Genomic DNA, 17193 nt, shown 5'->3' on the forward strand with positions numbered 1-17193 from the left:
ATTTGATTTCTTTACTTTGTACAAAACAAAATATAATTATTACAACAAAAAAGCTATGCACTCATACATTTGAAGGCATAGCTTTTTATATTAAATCATTAAAATATCTCGAATTTCTTCCTCCGTGATTGATGATAATTTCTCTTCTCCCGGCTCAATCACTTGAGCGATTAAATTTTTCTTACTCTCTTGCAGTTCATGCATTTTTTCCTCAATTGTTCCGTGGGCTACTAATTTTATAACTTGTACTGTATTTTTTTGTCCCATTCGATATGCTCTATCTGCTGCTTGTTGTTCAACAGCTGGATTCCACCATAAATCGTATAATATAACCGTATCGGCACCCGTTAAGTTAAGACCCGTACCACCAGCTTTTAAAGAAATGAGAAATAGATCCCCTTCCCCCTCGTTAAATCGATTACATAGCTCTACACGTTCTTGTGATGGTGTACTCCCGTCTAAATAAAAGTATGGAATCGCTTGACGATTTAACTCACGACCAATAATAGACAGCATCTTCGTAAATTGAGAAAAGATTAAAATTCTCTTACCAGTACTTCTACATTCCTCTAGTATCTCTAACAGTTGTTCAAATTTAGCTGAACTCCCCTTATAATCATCAACGAATAAAGCCGGATGATTACAAATTTGTCGCAGTCTCGTTAAACCAGCTAAAATTCTAATTTTATTTTTACGTAACGTATCTTTATCTAAATGTTTTAACGTTTCTTCTCTTAACTTCGCTAAATAAGCAGCATAAAGCCTCTTTTGATCTGGTAATAACTCCGATGACTGTAAGTGCTCTATTTTATCTGGAAGCTCCTGTAATACGTCTTCTTTTAATCGTCTTAATACGAAAGGTTTAATGCGCTTCGCTATATCTTCGCGCCTTAAATCACCGAATTCTTTTCTTCCTGGTAATAATTCCGGAAATACGACATGGAAGATAGACCATAACTCTTCTAATGAATTTTCGACAGGCGTTCCCGTTAGTCCGAAACGATACTCAGCTTGAATCGTTTTTACCGCTCTTGCAGTTTGCGTTGTAGGATTTTTAAACGCCTGTGCTTCATCAAGAAACAGTGTATGAAATGGCCTTGCATACGATCTTATATCTCTTCTCAGTAATGGATATGACGTAATTACGACATCAAATTCCGCTATATCTTTTAAGATTTTTCGCCGCTCTGTTTGATTTCCATCTGCAATCACTGCTCTAATATGCGGAGCGAATTTTTTCAATTCACTTAACCAATTATAAACAAGAGATGACGGAGAAACGACTAATATAGGCAGCTTCTTCTCTCTAATTTCAGGCAAAACAGAATCTATAAAAGCAATACTTTGCAGCGTTTTTCCAAGCCCCATATCGTCTGCTAAAATACCACCAAAACGGTAATGGGCAAGTGTTTTCATCCACTCGAATCCGTATACTTGATACTCTCTCATTACAGCATGTAAAGTTTGCGGCACTGTAAACTTTAATTTTTTCGGATTTTGAATACTTTCAACTAAATCTTGCACAGATTCATCTAAACTTAAAACATTACCTTCGTGAAGTCCACTCATCCATTTCACACTCCGAATAAGCGGAACATTCACTTCTTCCCCGTGTAAAAATTCTTTTCGAATACCCGATTCTTTTACAAACTGATTAATTTCATTAAACTCTTTGCTCTCTAGTGATAATAAAGAACCATTCGCTAATCGGTAATATTTGCGTTTCTCTTCAAGAGCGACTAATACACCTTTAATTTCTGCTTCCGGTATTCCTTTTATATCAAAACGAAATGATAACCAATCAATTCTTTCTTTTCTTCTCACTCTAATAAGTGGTGCTGTATCCCCTTTATGAATACGTAATTTAATTGCTGTCGTCGCATAAATATCAACTAATCCTTTTAACGACGGAACGACGTGATATAAAAAGTTATACTCCGCCTCTTCATTATGCATAAAGTAACCGCCTTCTGTTTTCGCAAAGGCACTTTCACTCATAACGTCTAAAATCTCTTTTTCCTTTTTCTCATCACGATTAAAAACAGACGGCTGTCCGTCTTCTTCTAACGGATTGATCATGACGTTTCCATAATGAAATTCAAGACCTGCTAACAAACGATTTTTCACACGATCTAAATACAGTTTTGCTTTTAGCGACGGCGTTTCAACACGATCTGATATTACTTTATCAATTCGTACCGTTCCAAGTTTCATTAATCCTGGCACAACTTTCGCTACAAAATGTTCCATCTTACTTTCAGGAATATAAAACTGATTGCTATTTGAGCGATTCATCATCTTTTGCAATTCAATAAGTCGCATACAATCTTCCATAGGTAAATGATATAATTTCCCATCGTAAAGAGCGTTGTTATACATTTCCATAACTTGAACACGATTTAGGCCGTCTATATGAAGTGTGAATCCACCATTATTTCCTTTCGTAAACTCAAAATGTAATGGCAATAAACCGTTTGAAATTTGTAAGCCCTGAAACTGTTGTTCATTTTGTTTCAGTTGTACATACTCAACTTTAGAAAGTGAAGAGAGCATATCTTTCCACGAAGCTGGCGGTATGAATATCATACTTTCATCTTGTTTCGCATGTACTTCTAGTGCATCTTCATACATTTTTTCGTTATGATATATTTTAATGAGTTGTTGTATAATCGCGTCCGTTTCTTGTTTAAAACTATGTACATCTGGCGTGTATGTAAATTCATTGGAACAATGAAAAGTCTCTCTTTTCTCCACTTTAGAAAGAAATTCTCTAATCTGATTTATAAAATATGTTTTCGCAAGTTTTAACTGAATTCCAAGAAGGGCCCCACCGCTTTTCGTTGCTACTGGTGAACAGATAAACGCCACATCTAATATTTCACGTGTATCAAAACGGTGTTGTTTACTTTTGGGCCTCAGTGGTTTTTCTGCAAACAACTGAAACATCCCGTTTGTTAATTGATCACTTCTGCTACTAACAGAGCCCATGCCACCCGTTTGCTGATTATAATTTATTTGTATTAGTACGGCTGCAACATGTTGACAGTACGTTTGAAAAGACGCTAATGAAGGACAACTGCATCTCGCAACTACATCACCTTTTTTAGCTTTTTCTACTGTAACATGAAAATCTTCATTCCCTTTTACCGTCGCCTCACAAATTTCTTTCGTTTCATCATAATGATTCACAATTACTTTATTTGCTTTATAATAAGCTTCGCCTCTTTTATATGAGGTCTCTCCGCATACTTCTTTTATAATCGATTTATTTAATGTAAAGCTCATTGTTTTGACACTTCCTTAATGTAAAACCATTTTCTCTTACTTAACATTTTACATGCTCAACGAGAAAATATAAAATATAGATTTAACAAAAAAAGGTACTTATTTATAAGCACCTTCTTCACTCTATCTCCATCAACCGTTTCGCTTCAAAATACAGCACCTGAATAAATTTCTTCGTATTAATTCGTATATGGCCAGAAGTTGCTACTTCATCCTTTGTCATTTCTGTCATCCGCTTTCTAACTACAGTGAAATCAAAAAACTTCGGAGCATAACTTTCAAATTTCGGATTTGAAAAGTCTGTCAGTCCAAGGGAAGCTAAATGATTCAAGGATTGATAAATTGCTCTTCTTACACGTTGTTCAGATGCTTTTCTCTCCTTATCTATATCTGCATCCGAAGTTATATGATCTAATTTTTTTAATGTTATTTGGTGAAAGATATCTTTTAAAGCAGGAAATCCAAATTCAAATGTTTGCGCCTTTTCTTGTCCATATAAATATTCCAGCATACTAAGTAAATCTTTACTTCCGTTCTCTCCCGCAATACCGAGTTCTGCTAGTAAGAAGCGTCCTGAATCTGATATCTTTTTTCCTTCTTGCACTGTTTCACTACGCATTTGCGGCTTTTCCCACTGAAACACATTATTTAATGATTTTTGAATGTCATATATAGAACGTTCCAAACGAATACGCTCTATCACTTTTCGTACAACAGATACTACTTCTATTTTGTTTAGTGGTTTCGTAATATAATATTCCACACCAAGTGTATACGCCTCACCAATGAGCTGTTTCGATTCAACTTGGGAAATCATAATAATTTTCCCAGAAAACGAAGATGCTATATGGCGAACTGTTTCAATGCCATCTCTCATCGGCATTAGTAAATCAATAAATAAAATATCTACTTTTTTATAATTTAGCTGTTCTGCTTCAATAAACGCTCCATCTTCCGATTCTCCAATTACTTCCCCAAGATCGCCATCCTCAATAATTTGCGAAAGCATCGAACGGAAAACTTCATCATCATCTACGATATAATAAAACAAACCTATTCCCCTTCCCGCTTTAAACTGCACTCCGGTAAACAAACGATAAACTTACACCCTTTTTCAGTTTCATTGTCTTCTAACCTTACTTCTCCGCCGAGCTCTGTAACCATTTCGTGTATGTAAGAAAGTCCAATACCTGTTGACGGTGTTCCTGTTTGATCATACTTGGAAGTAAACCCTGGCTTAAATACTAATTTCTTATACTTTTGTGCAATACCAGGGCCATCGTCAATTACTTCAAAGATTACATGTTGATCTCGTTTATATAACTTAATACGAATGAGACCTCTATCTTCAATTGCTTCCACTGCATTTGCAACTAAGTTATTAAAGATTGATAGCACTGTATACACGTGATATGCAGCGTGTTCACCTTCTATATGTTTAGAAAAACGTATATCTTTCCCTAGCATTTCAGCATATTTCTCATTTATTCTTACGATCATTTCTGTAAGCTCATGACCTTCTACATACTCAGCCACATTTTTATCTAATAACAGTTTAGATAACCCTGCAAAAATTCTTTGATTATCCTTTTTTATTTCATGTACTTCTCCCGCTATTTTCAATGCTATTTTACTGCTAGAATCATCGCTTGTCTGTAAATTCCGATATAGTTGATATGCTTCTTGTGTAATCAACTCTGCATTTTGTAACGTTTTTTTCAAGTGAACAGATTCTACATATAAATTTGAAAGGTGCATTAACATTTTTTCATTTTCTTTTCGGACTTGTGACTCTTTTAATTTCGTTTCATATAAAATCATCATATTTAAAAAGCCAAGTGCAAAGAAACTACGGAAAATAGCAATAATAATTAATTTATTCACTTCAGAAACTGTTATTGTTGTACCGAGCACTACCATATGATAAATCGCAAGTTCTGACATACTTGCGATAATTTCAATTGTAATTCCAAGGCACCCAATAACAATTGGTTTCTGATGAAACTTATTCACCCTAAAAAGTGAAAAAAGACTTCCATAAATAAAATAATAAAAGAACACAGCATAGCGCAAATAAAATGATTCTGTCATATGAAATGAACCTTGCATGATCCAATCAAGGCATACACGGAATAAAACGACACATATACCGACAAGAATACCTGCAGCCGCTGCTGGTATTCTTCTTAAAAATAGTAATAAAAAGAAGAAAAGCGGTGTCCCAAAGCTAACGCGAAACGTATCGTTAAAAGGATGAAAATTAAGCTCTCCAGCAATCGGAACAACAACCATTAATATAATTAAAAGGGATATATCTTTCTTCCATAATTGATTCCAATTCAAAGGTGCCACTTCCTATACTTTTTTCGACAATAAAAGTGAAAGCCCGCTTATTATAATAAACGGGCTTTATTTCTATATTCTAACCTTTTCTACCGCTTTTATTTGGCGGTACTCCGGCTCCCATATTGCTTCTTTCACTGCAATCTTGATATCGTTATCACTTAAGTTCTCTCTAGCAACACCTTCTGCAACGGCAACTTTCGCTACTTCAATTGCAACCATTTCCGAGATATTACGTAACTCTTCAACTTCTGGTAAGATAGGTGCTCCTGGCTGACTTGTATCTACCATGCTTGCAACTGCTTCAGCAGCTGCTGCAAACATTCCATCCGTCATGACGCTTGCACGTACGACAATTGTTCCAAGACCAAGTCCCGGGAAAATAAGTGCATTATTTGATTGTCCAATCACATACGTTACACCGTTGTATGTAACTGGTTCAAATGGACTTCCTGTTGCAACTAATGCTCTTCCTTCTGTCCACTCGATTAAATCAGCTGGTTTTGCTTCAGCAAGTGGCGTCGGATTCGACATTGGTAAAATGATTGGTCTTTCTACGTGAGAAGCCATTTCTTTAATAATCTCTTCTTTAAATGCACCTGCAACAGTTGATGTACCGATTAAAATTGTCGGTTTTACATGTTTCACAACTTCAGCAAGTCCGATCATATCATTTTTCTTCCACTCACTTACTTCCGCTTCTTTTCTTGCATATGGAATTTGGAAATCAAGAAGATCTTCCATATTATCTGTAACTAACCCGTTACGATCAATACACCAGAAACGCTTATATGATTCTTCTTCTGATACGCCAACGCGGACCATTGCATCTCTAACTTGATCTGCGATACCGATTCCAGCCGTACCAGCACCAAACACAACAACGCGGTGTTCACTTAGTGGTACACCCGAAACTTTCACTGCCGATAACACAGCAGCAAGTGAAACTGCACCTGTACCTTGAATATCATCATTAAATGTACAAATATCATGACGATATTTATCTAAAATTTTTCGTGCATTTCGAGAGCTAAAGTCTTCCCAATGTAAAAGTGCTTTCGGGAATTGTTTATTCACTGCTTGTACAAATGTATCAATAAATTCATCGTAAGCTTCACCAGTTATACGAGGGTGACGATTTCCAATATAAAATGGATTGTTTAATAGTTCCTCACGATTTGTACCCACATCTAAAATTACCGGTAATACACGGCTAGGATCGATACCAACTGCGGCCGTATAAACAGCTAATTTCCCGATTGCGATGTTTATACCACCAACACCCCAGTCACCAATTCCAAGTATGCCTTCTCCATCTGTTACAACGACTAAATCAATGTTTTCAGCTGTTGCACCGATATTGGCGAATGCTTCTTCGATACCCGACGGATCGTTAATTGATAAATACACACCACGCGGTTTACGGTATTCATGACTATACCTTTGAATTGCTACACCGACTGTTGGTGTATATACAATTGGTAACATTTCACGTAAGTGATTTGTTAATATACGATAAAATAATACTTCATTTCGATCATGTAACGCTGTTAAATATACGTTCTTTAATAAATCATCCGGCTGAGAACAAAATTGTTCATACGCTCGGCGTGCTTGTTCTTCTAATGTTAAAACTGCTGGCGGTAATAACCCTTTTAAACCTAATTCTTCTCTCTCTTCTTGCGTGAAAGCGACCCCTTTATTTAAAAGTGGTGTCGATAATACTTCTACTCCTCTTAATGTCGTTTCTAATGAACCATTAGAAGCTACTGTAAACTTACTCATAACATCCCTACCTCTATTCATATATAGCATTTCTATATTGTAAACAAAAAAGAGGGGATTGTCCCCCCTCTTCTTTTAATTTTTCTTTAAAAGAGTTGCTCCTGCAATCCCTGGGTGCGTCATTTCGAATGGATCTAGAATTAACTCTAAGTCTTCTTGTGACAGTACACCGTTTTTCACACAAAGTTCTCGAACGGATTGACCTGTTGCAATTGCTTCTTTCGCAACGCGAGCTGCTGCTTCATAACCGATATGAGGGTTCACGGCTGTAATAATTCCTACACTCTTCTCAACATACTCTTTTAAGCGATCTTCATTCGCTTCAATTCCTTTTAAGCAATTATCTGTAAAGGCACGGAAACCGTTATTCATAATGCTAATAGATTGAAGTAAGTTGAAAACAAGTACTGGTTCCATAACGTTTAATTCTAATTGTCCTGCTTCTGAAGCAAGGCAAATTGTATGGTCGTTACCAATTACTTGGAACGCAATTTGATTAATTACTTCTGGCATAACAGGGTTTACTTTCCCTGGCATAATAGATGAACCTGGTTGACGAGCAGGCAACATAATTTCCGCTAAGCCAACACGTGGACCTGATGCCATTAAGCGAAGGTCATTCGCAATTTTAGACATATTCATCATACATACTTTTAGTGCTGCTGATACTTCTGTGTATGCATCCGTATTTTGCGTTGCATCTACTAAGTCTTCTGCACCAACAAGTGGCAGTTCACTAATTGTAGCTAAATGTTTTACAACTGCTTCAATATATTCTGGATCTGCATTTAAGCCTGTACCAACTGCAGTTGCTCCCATATTTACTTCATATAGATGTTGACGTGATTGCTTGATACGTTTCATATCACGTTCAAGTACGCGAGAATACGCTTTAAATTCTTGTCCAAGACGAATTGGCACAGCGTCTTGTAAATGTGTACGACCCATTTTAATAACATGATCGAACTGCTCTGCTTTTAATTCAAATACATCGTGCATATAACCCATCGTTTGTAATAAGCCTTCTAATGCATTTAATGTTGCAATATGAATCGCCGTTGGGAATGCATCGTTTGTTGATTGCGCCATGTTTACATGACTATTTGGACTAATATAATGATAGTCTCCCTTTTCCATTCCTAATAATTCAAGAGCACGATTGGCCATGACTTCATTTGCATTCATATTCATTGAAGTACCTGCTCCGCCTTGGATTGGATCTACGATGAAATGATCATGCCATTTTCCATCAAGAATTTCTTGAGCGGCTTCTGCGATCGCGCCGCCCTTGTTCAATTCCAATCTTCCTACATCTGTATTAGCAAGCGCTGCAGCCTTTTTTACAATTGCGAATGCTTTAATTAAGCCTTCATGGATTTTGTATCCTGTAATTGGGAAGTTTTCTACTGCACGCATTGTTTGTACGCCGTAGTACGCATAGTTTGGCACTTCTTTTTCACCTAAAAAATCTTTTTCAATTCGAACACCATTTTTAACTTCAGTTAATGTTGCCATGATTATTCACTCCTTAACGATTTCTTATGCTGCTTTTGTTTCTTTGACTGTTTCTACATATTGTTTTGCTTTCTCATTATCGAATTCGCCTTCCCACTTCGACATAACAATGGCCGCTAATGCATTTCCTAATACATTGACAGATGAGCGAATCATATCTAAAATGCGGTCAATTCCCGCAATTAACGCGATACCTTCTAGTGGTAATCCCATTGAACCTAACGTTGCTAATACAACAACGAACGATGCACCTGGAACTCCCGCCATACCCTTGGATGTTAACATGAGAACGAATAATAACGTAATTTGCTCTGTCAGTGACATGTGCACACCGTACATTTGTGCAACAAACAATGCCGCTAACGCTTGATAAATAGCCGATCCAGTCAAGTTGAATGTATAACCTGTCGGAATAACGAAAGAGGCAACTGCCTTTGGACAACCGAACTCTTCCATTTTTCTCATTATATTAGGTAAAACAGCTTCTGAACTTGCTGTCGTAAATGAAAGAATAAGTTCTTCTTTTAAAATTTTCATTAATGTAAAAATGTTTACGCCAACCATTCGTGCATTAATACCTAATACAATCACAACGAATAGTATAACAGTTACGTATACAGCTAGCACTAGTTTTCCTAAAGGAAGTAGTGTTGCTACACCAAATTTTGCAACCGTAACTGCAATTAATGCGAATACACCAAATGGTGCAAATTTCATAACTTGATTTGTAACCCAAAACATCGCTTCGAGTACACCTTCAAAGAAGTTAAAGACGGGCTTTCCTTTGTCTCCAATTGCCGCAACTCCTAAACCGAATAATACTGAGAAGAAAATAATCGGTAATAAGTCACCTTGTGCAATCGATTCAAATACGTTTTTCGGTACAATATGAACAATTGTCTCAGCAAAACCTTTCTTCTCTGTAGCATCTGCTGTTTGTTTATAAGAAGAAATATCACTTTGCTGTAAGTTACTCATATCAACGCCAGTACCTGGTTGGAATATATTCGCCGCAAGTAATCCCATTAAAATAGCAATCGTCGTAATAATTTCGAAATAAAGAATTGTCTTACCGCCCAGTTTCCCAAGCTTCTTCATATCTCCTACACCAGCTACCGCAACAATTAATGCTGAAATAACAATTGGTACTACAATCATTTTAATTAAGTGAATAAATATATCCCCAATTGGTGTGATATAAGAAATCGCCGTTTTATTGCCATAAAAGATTGCCCCTACTACAATCCCTAAAACAAGCGCGACAAAAATTTGTGTTGCCAATCCGAATTTTTTCATTTATGTTCATCCCCTTCATGCGAACGCTTTCATTTCGTATTTATAAAAGCTTACTCACACATCTTATAGGCGAACCTACAAAATCATACAAAAACCTACAAGTTCGTCACAAAAAATCCGAAAATTTTTCTTTTCTTTTTCATTGACACCTTTTCATTAAAAAGAAATAAAATATACTTGATAAGTAATCAGATTGTTTCGTATAATCAAAAATATATATACTTACAACAAATCGAAATGAAAAGGAGTGGATGATATGAAAAATTATGTACAAAAATTCGTCTTATCTTCTTCTTTTCTTTTTCATTTTCTAAAAAAGGAACAAAGGCATTTGCCTTTGTTCCTTTTTTATTGCGATCTATATAGGGGGAATTGTTATGAGGCCATATAAACGTGTCTTAATTAAATTAAGCGGCGGTGCACTTGCCGATCAAACCGGAAATAGCTTTAACTCCAAAAGATTAGAACATATCGCAAACGAGATTTTATCCATTGTTGATTTAGGTATCGAGGTATCTATTGTCATCGGAGGCGGTAACATTTTCAGAGGCCATTTAGCTGAAGAATGGGGAATTGATCGTGTAGAAGCTGATAATATCGGTACGTTAGGTACAATTATCAACAGTCTAATGCTACGCGGCGTTTTAACAAGTAAAACAAATAAAGAAGTACGCGTTATGACTTCCATCCCGTTTAATGCTGTAGCTGAACCATATATCCGCCTACGCGCAGTACATCATTTAGATAACGGTTATATCATTATCTTTGGAGGTGGTAACGGGCAACCATTTGTTACGACAGATTATCCAAGTGTCCAAAGAGCCATTGAAATGAATAGTGACGCTATATTAGTCGCAAAACAAGGAGTAGATGGCGTCTTTACTAGTGATCCAAAACATAATAAATCAGCAAAAATGTACAGAAAACTAAACTATAACGACATCGTTAGGCAAAACATACAAGTAATGGATCAAGCCGCTTTATTACTTGCCCGTGATTATAATTTGCCAGCACACGTCTTTAACTTTGATGAGCCTGGAGTTATGAAAAGAATTTGCTTAGGTGAGCATGTGGGGACATTGATTAATGATGATGCTTCATTGCTTATGCATGAAAACTAATGATTTCTCATTAAAAAGGGTGTCTATAAAAGACACCCTTTTCCATTAACCTTTATAAATAAAAATCCACCAATCCTGCTAATTTCTCCTTACACCGCTCCCAAAACGATAACGTCTCAAAAAACTCTTTCGTCATCTCTTTTGAATCACGAAAATCTTTTGTTAACGCCTCATTCACTTCTGATACGATAGTCCCACCGTGAATATACAAGTTCATCTCATCATTAATATAAAAGCTACGTGCCGTTATGTTCGTTGTACCGATAACAGTTAGTTCATTATCAATCAGCATTAACTTTCCATGAAACATTCCTTTTTTATAACCATATACTTTAATCCCATTATTAACAGCTTGACGAATATAAGGATACGCTGCCTCTTTAATGAGAGGAATATCTGGTTTATATGACCAAAGTATTTTCACTGTGACACCACGTTTTTGCGCTTCCATTAAAGCATTCATAAATTCTTTATTTTTCGCTATAAAATAAGGTGTTGTAATGACAATTGAATGCTTCGCTTGTTTTATTAATTCGATATACTTTTCAGCGACGTAATGTCCATTATAGTTAGTCATCGTATGTAATGTGTTCCCTTTACTAGCTTTATTCGTACTTCTTTTTATATGTTCTTTCGTATCTCGTTTCCAATCTAAAGCGAATTGCTCTTCTAAATCTTTCGCTCCTTCTCCTCTAAGCCGCACATGATAATCACGCCAATATCCAAATCGTTTATCTTTTCCTAAGTACTCATCTCCCATATTAAAACCACCCGTATAGCCAATCTCGCCATCAATGGTCGTAATACGGCGATGATTACGATGGTGAAGTGAATAAAATCCGAATGGCAATTCAGGTTTTCTACTATATGTAAAATGCACACCACTTTCCCGCAATTCATTTTTCATCTTTCTTTCAAATGATAAATCATTAATGCGATCAACTGATAAATAGACGTTTACTCCTTCTTTTGCCTTCTCTTTTAATAAGTTTAAAAAAGTATGGCTACTTTTATCATCCGACAAAATAAAAAAGTACGTGTAAATAGATTGCTTCGCCTCTCTTATATCAGTAAATAACTGTTTATAAAATGACTTTCCTTCTACATATAATTGAAAATCACTATAATGAGGAGCGTACTCTGTCGGCATATTTTTCCCGACTTCCATTTTTCTTCCGAGCGTAACGTCAATATGCATCCAAATTAAAACAAAAACGAAAATAGTAATTACAATAGAAGTAACTCGCAATATTTTTTTAATCATTTTGATTTCCTTCCGCTCATTTTCTTTCCACCTTTCTATTTTGTCATTCAAATTTAGATTTCATGCTTCATACAAAAAAGGATGCGACTTAACGTCACACCCTTTTCATATTAAACAAAGTTTCTCGCATCATTATTTCTTCCAAACTTATAAATAGCAATTAAGAAGAATGCTACCGCAAAGGCAAATAAGATTAAAATATTTAAATACAAATCTGAAATCGGAATTCCTTGTTGTAGTTTTGATACTGTGTCTAATAGCCATCTCTGTGGAAGAAAATCAGCTACTTTTTGCACTGCTTTCGGCATAATGTCATATGGAAAATAACATCCAGCCAGTAAACATGTCGGTACAATGATCATATTTTGCAGTGCATTTGCTGATGCTGAGTTTTTCGAAAAAGCGACAAGGACTAACGATATTCCAATCGCTATTAAAGCAAATAGCATGAGTACACCAATCATCACTATGAAAGGCATATTGATATTTATATGAAAAATATTCGTTAGGAATAAGATTGTAATCAGAATTTGTACTGTTAATAGCAGCATATTTACCCCGACATTAGATAATATGAATTTCTTCCCATCTATCGGCGTTGATAAGAGTCTAAAATACGTTCTATTTTCTTTTTCTTTTAAAATATAACCTGATAAGTTCGCTGCTGAAAATAGCATAAACATAATAAGGTAACCCATCGTTTGGTTTGTCATATCTTTATTTTTCGAAGTATCTTCTAGCGTCTCAGTTTTCATTTTAAATGAACCTTTTTGATATCCTGCGTACATAGTATCAAATGCACTTTGATCTGTTCCTGCTACTTTACTAATAGCTGCTACATTATCAATATAATTGTATAAATATGATTTTATAAATCCTGTTACTTGATCACCTTTAATCGATGAAATTTCAATATGATTTGGTTTCCCTTCTCGAACACTTTTTGAAAAACCAGAATCTAATGTAATAACTCCATCAAGTTTTTTGGAAGTGAGTTTATCTTCTACTTCAGATTCTTTAATTTTACTTACCTTTACATGATTTAATCCTTCTAAAAATTTCACCGTATCATTTGCTATAGATTGATTTTCTTTATTAATAACCCCGATATTTAACGTCCCTTGCCCCATATTCCCATACATCGAGAAGGAGATTAGTGTTCCGATTATCGGCAAACTAATAATAATGAATAACCCTTTTTTATTTTTCAAAAGGACAGATAACGTTTTTTGTATGAGCCATAAAATATCTTTCATACTATAGCCCCTCCCGTCTACGTAATGCAATAATTGCAATTAATAAAAAGAGTGCTGAAATGCCAAGGTTTAAACATATTACCGGTAGTGCTGCTCCTACATCATTTGCATAAATAATTTTCATAACAGCTGTGTTTGCCCACGTTAATGGTGATAAATTCGTAACGAAATTTTCTTCTATTACGAAATATGCACCACCAAAAATAGAGGCTAATTGCACAATAACCATAATAATCGCTCTAGATGATTCCGGTGTTTTTGTAATATATCCAATTCCTAAACCGAAGCTAATTGCTAGAAAAATTTGTGTTAATAAAATAAGAAATATGATTCCAAGATGGTCGCCCCAATTCGCTTGAAAAACAAATTTACTAAATAACATGACGAGTAATATGCACAGAGCATTTGCTACTAGGCTACCAAGTACTTTTCCAATGAATATTTCAGCCTTACTTATAGGTGCAGCAATGAGACGATCTCCTGTTTTACGTATTCGTTCTCCTCGAATTAAAGAACTCGCTCCCATCGCAGCATATAGTGCAATCATCGTTGTCATTACAACCGCGTAGTAATCCATAGAACCTGGCTTTTGTGCAGCTTGTAAAGATGTTTCTTTTATATAATCATTATGATTTCCGCTTGAAATAACCGTGCCCACCTTACTAGGATCAACTTTTGCAACTTCGGCCGCTACATTGTACTTATCAATAAATGTTGTAAGCATGCCTTCCACAATACTTCCCTCAATACTACTTTTGTCACTTCCGTAAAATTTCGCACCATCTTTATTTAATTCTACATAAGCAGCATATTTATTTTGCTTCACTTCTTCTTTCCCATCTATACTGCCGGAAGCTTTTTTAAAATGAATACCCGATTTATCGACTTCTTTCGTAAATGCTTCGAACGTTTGAGAAAATGTGCTACTCGTTTCATCTTTGTAGAGCACTTGTATATCTTTAATCGCTTGACTATCGCTATCAAATGCATTCGTTAACGCTGTTCCTAACACAAGCATTAGTACAATCGGAAATGCTAACATAAAAACTAAAGTTCTTACGTCCCTGAAATCTCTTTTAATATGCATAACTGCAATATTGAAGATGTTCAATTGATGAACCTCCCTTTACCTTTTCTTCATTTACCTTTTATTTATCTCGTAAGTTTCTTCCAGTCAACGTAAGGAATACTGTTTCTAAGTTCGGGGCCTGCTCCTCTAACGAACGAATTTCAATGTCATGATTAATGAAATGCTGAATAATTTTATTTAAATTATTTACTCCTGCATCCGAGTTTACCTTGATTACGTTCTCTTCAACTTGAACAGCTTTCACACCGTTTATCTCTTTTAACTTTTCTACATCTAAATTTTCTACTGACTTCACTTCAACCCAAATGTCTTTCGTATCAGTAATAATCGCTTTTAACTGTTCTTTCGTTCCTTCTGCAATCACTTTACCGTGATCTACAATTGCTATTTTAGAACAAATCTCTTCTACTTCTTCCATGTAGTGACTCGTATAAATAATAGTACTTCCCATTTCATTTAATTTCCGAACAGACTGAAGGATATAGTTTCTTGACTGTGGATCAATTCCAACTGTCGGCTCATCCATAATAATTAACTTCGGTCTATGAGCGATCGCACAAGCGATATTCAGTCTTCGTTTCATCCCGCCAGAAAAGTTTTTCGGGTAACTTTTATGTTTATCACTAAGCCCTACAAATTGAAGTGCTTCCTCTACTCTCGCTTTTAGCTCAGCTCCTCTTAACCCGTACAGTCCAGCAAAGAATTTCACATTTTCATAGGCAGTTAACTCTTCATAAATCGCAATATCTTGCGGAACGATACCGATATTCATCTTCGCAAATCGATTATGTTTCTTTATATTTTTTCCTAATATGCTAATTTCACCTTCATTACTTCTTAACAACCCAGCAATCATATTTATCGTTGTACTTTTACCAGCACCATTTGATCCTAAAAAGCCAAATATCTCTCCTTCTTTAATAGATAAAGACATATTATCTACCGCGATGAAATCACCAAATTTTTTCGTTAAATTTTTAATTTCTAATGTATTCATCATTTCACCCCTATTTCGGTTTCTCTGCTTTTAGTATAAACAAAAAAAATGAACCTGCTCAGTGCAGAAGTTCATTCTTTTCACATGAGATTATTCACTTTTTTCATATGAGATGATTCATCCTCGTCATAATTTCCTATATGGGCAACAACATCGTTACTGAAAAACCACTTCTTCCGTCTACAATAATTTTTCCGTTTACTGATGCTGTTCGCTCCTCCATCCCCATAATCCCGAGACCTTTCTTAACGAGAGCTGCACCTTTTCCATTATCCTTCACTTGTACTTTCACCATCTTATTAAGTACATGAATATCGATTGAAATGACTGTCGCATCAGCATATTTCATCGCATTAGTTAATGCCTCCGTAACATTTTCACCGATAATCTTCCACTGAATCGGTGAAATCATATCTAAATTCCCTTTATATACGAAAGGAATATTTATTTCATGCTTACCGGCAAATTCCTCTATGAATAATTTCATACGATGAATGCCAATTTGCTCAGTTGGTGGCTTCATATTTTTTAATGTAACTCGAATACTTTCAATTCCATCTTTTGAAATATGAATTGCATTTTGTAATAACTCGGCAGATTTTTCTTTATCTATCCCCATTAATCTCTTTGCTGCTTCCATTTGAATTAGCGCCCCTGTCATCGAGTGGCCAATTTTATCATGAATTTCTTGTGACAACCGATTTCTCTCTTCTAACTTAAATGTATACTCTGATTGCTTTATGTACTCTTTATTTTCATGTAAACTTTTCGTCAACCGCTGCATATCTTTTCGCATCTTATCATTTTGTGATTCAAGCTTTAATACACGCGATATATACCGTTCTGCCATAGTTAGTACAATGAAAGAAAATGCAACAATTAATCCATATGTCATTCGAATACTTTCATCGGTAAAGATAATAGGAATCATCATAATGATAAAGATCAGCCATTTATTCTCTATATAACGAAATATAATTTCATATAAGTTCAATGGTAAAAACAAAATAAAAAACGGATGAATCTTCCATGCGAATAATATAACTATTCCAATTGACAGAGAAGTTAATATGTTTTTGTGCGTACCTTTTTTAAATATAGAGATTAGCACGTTTACAGAAAGATATAAAAGCAAAGCAAGTATAATCCATGGTAAGTTCGCAACATTTAAATAAATGTAACTAAACACAATATATATAAAGACAATTAATTTACTTACAATTAACCAAAATTCCATATCT

Annotated in this window: 12 protein-coding genes; 1 reads left to right on the forward strand and 11 read right to left on the reverse strand. The window is 35.3% G+C overall.

Features of this window, described 5'->3' with window-relative positions:
- Positions 1–90: 90 nt before the first annotated feature.
- From ILT06_RS07660 to ILT06_RS07685, 6 genes are all read right to left on the reverse strand, one after another.
- Positions 91–3285 (reverse strand): DEAD/DEAH box helicase, encoded by a 3195-nt coding sequence (locus ILT06_RS07660; RefSeq protein ID WP_222654992.1) that lies wholly within the window; start codon positions 3283–3285, stop codon positions 91–93.
- Between the two features lie 118 nt (positions 3286–3403).
- On the reverse strand, positions 3404–4336 hold the full coding sequence (locus ILT06_RS07665) for a response regulator (protein WP_064476470.1): 933 nt from the start codon (positions 4334–4336) through the stop codon (positions 3404–3406).
- 2 nt (positions 4337–4338) lie between these two features.
- On the reverse strand, positions 4339–5637 hold the full coding sequence (locus ILT06_RS07670) for a sensor histidine kinase (RefSeq protein ID WP_081257374.1): 1299 nt from the start codon (positions 5635–5637) through the stop codon (positions 4339–4341).
- 63 nt (positions 5638–5700) lie between these two features.
- Positions 5701–7413 carry an oxaloacetate-decarboxylating malate dehydrogenase gene (gene malS, locus ILT06_RS07675; protein ID WP_142289438.1) on the reverse strand — a complete coding sequence of 571 codons (1713 nt, stop codon included), beginning with the start codon at positions 7411–7413 and terminating at the stop codon, positions 5701–5703.
- A gap of 75 nt (positions 7414–7488) precedes the next feature.
- The gene (gene aspA, locus ILT06_RS07680; RefSeq protein ID WP_000224183.1) at positions 7489–8928 is read right to left on the reverse strand and encodes an aspartate ammonia-lyase; all 1440 of its coding nucleotides are present in this window, start codon (positions 8926–8928) and stop codon (positions 7489–7491) included.
- A 24-nt stretch (positions 8929–8952) separates the two neighbouring features.
- Positions 8953–10224: a cation:dicarboxylate symporter family transporter gene (locus ILT06_RS07685; protein ID WP_000713278.1), complete on the reverse strand. Its 1272-nt coding sequence runs from the start codon at positions 10222–10224 to the stop codon at positions 8953–8955.
- Between the two features lie 377 nt (positions 10225–10601).
- Between ILT06_RS07685 and pyrH the strand changes: the two genes are divergently transcribed.
- On the forward strand, positions 10602–11345 hold the full coding sequence (gene pyrH / locus ILT06_RS07690; RefSeq protein WP_064476472.1) for a UMP kinase: 744 nt from the start codon (positions 10602–10604) through the stop codon (positions 11343–11345).
- A gap of 52 nt (positions 11346–11397) precedes the next feature.
- Here the strand turns inward: pyrH and cls are convergent, their stop codons facing one another.
- The 5 genes from cls to ILT06_RS07715 all read right to left on the reverse strand — a co-directional run bounded on the left by cls (position 11398) and on the right by ILT06_RS07715 (position 17189).
- The gene (cls, locus tag ILT06_RS07695; protein ID WP_064476473.1) at positions 11398–12609 is read right to left on the reverse strand and encodes a cardiolipin synthase; all 1212 of its coding nucleotides are present in this window, start codon (positions 12607–12609) and stop codon (positions 11398–11400) included.
- Positions 12610–12719: 110 nt separating this feature from the next.
- Positions 12720–13865, reverse strand: a complete 1146-nt coding sequence (locus ILT06_RS07700) for an ABC transporter permease (protein ID WP_000651861.1) — start codon at positions 13863–13865, stop codon at positions 12720–12722.
- A gap of 1 nt (position 13866) precedes the next feature.
- On the reverse strand, positions 13867–14976 hold the full coding sequence (locus ILT06_RS07705; RefSeq protein ID WP_064476474.1) for an ABC transporter permease: 1110 nt from the start codon (positions 14974–14976) through the stop codon (positions 13867–13869).
- Between the two features lie 37 nt (positions 14977–15013).
- A complete protein-coding gene (locus tag ILT06_RS07710) occupies positions 15014–15952 on the reverse strand; it encodes an ABC transporter ATP-binding protein (protein ID WP_001093809.1) in 939 nt (312 codons plus the stop codon).
- 136 nt (positions 15953–16088) lie between these two features.
- Positions 16089–17189, reverse strand: coding sequence for a sensor histidine kinase (locus tag ILT06_RS07715; protein ID WP_064476475.1), 1101 nt, complete (start codon positions 17187–17189; stop codon positions 16089–16091).
- Positions 17190–17193 lie beyond the last annotated feature (4 nt).

This window comes from Bacillus sp. 17RED48 (assembly GCF_019837545.1).
Taxonomy (GTDB): domain Bacteria; phylum Bacillota; class Bacilli; order Bacillales; family Bacillaceae_G; genus Bacillus_A; species Bacillus_A wiedmannii.

Excerpts from the sequence above, each read along its gene's own strand:
- ILT06_RS07660 (WP_222654992.1), bottom strand. The coding sequence starts at position 3,285 with ATGAGCTTTACATTAAATAAATCGATTATAAAAGAAGTATGCGGAGAG.
- malS (WP_142289438.1), bottom strand. The coding sequence starts at position 7,413 with ATGAGTAAGTTTACAGTAGCTTCTAATGGTTCATTAGAAACGACATTA.
- aspA (WP_000224183.1), bottom strand. The coding sequence starts at position 8,928 with ATGGCAACATTAACTGAAGTTAAAAATGGTGTTCGAATTGAAAAAGAT.
- ILT06_RS07685 (WP_000713278.1), bottom strand. The coding sequence starts at position 10,224 with ATGAAAAAATTCGGATTGGCAACACAAATTTTTGTCGCGCTTGTTTTA.
- pyrH (WP_064476472.1), top strand. The coding sequence starts at position 10,602 with ATGAGGCCATATAAACGTGTCTTAATTAAATTAAGCGGCGGTGCACTT.
- cls (WP_064476473.1), bottom strand. The coding sequence starts at position 12,609 with ATGATTAAAAAAATATTGCGAGTTACTTCTATTGTAATTACTATTTTC.
- ILT06_RS07700 (WP_000651861.1), bottom strand. The coding sequence starts at position 13,865 with ATGAAAGATATTTTATGGCTCATACAAAAAACGTTATCTGTCCTTTTG.
- ILT06_RS07710 (WP_001093809.1), bottom strand. The coding sequence starts at position 15,952 with ATGAATACATTAGAAATTAAAAATTTAACGAAAAAATTTGGTGATTTC.
- ILT06_RS07715 (WP_064476475.1), bottom strand. The coding sequence starts at position 17,189 with ATGGAATTTTGGTTAATTGTAAGTAAATTAATTGTCTTTATATATATT.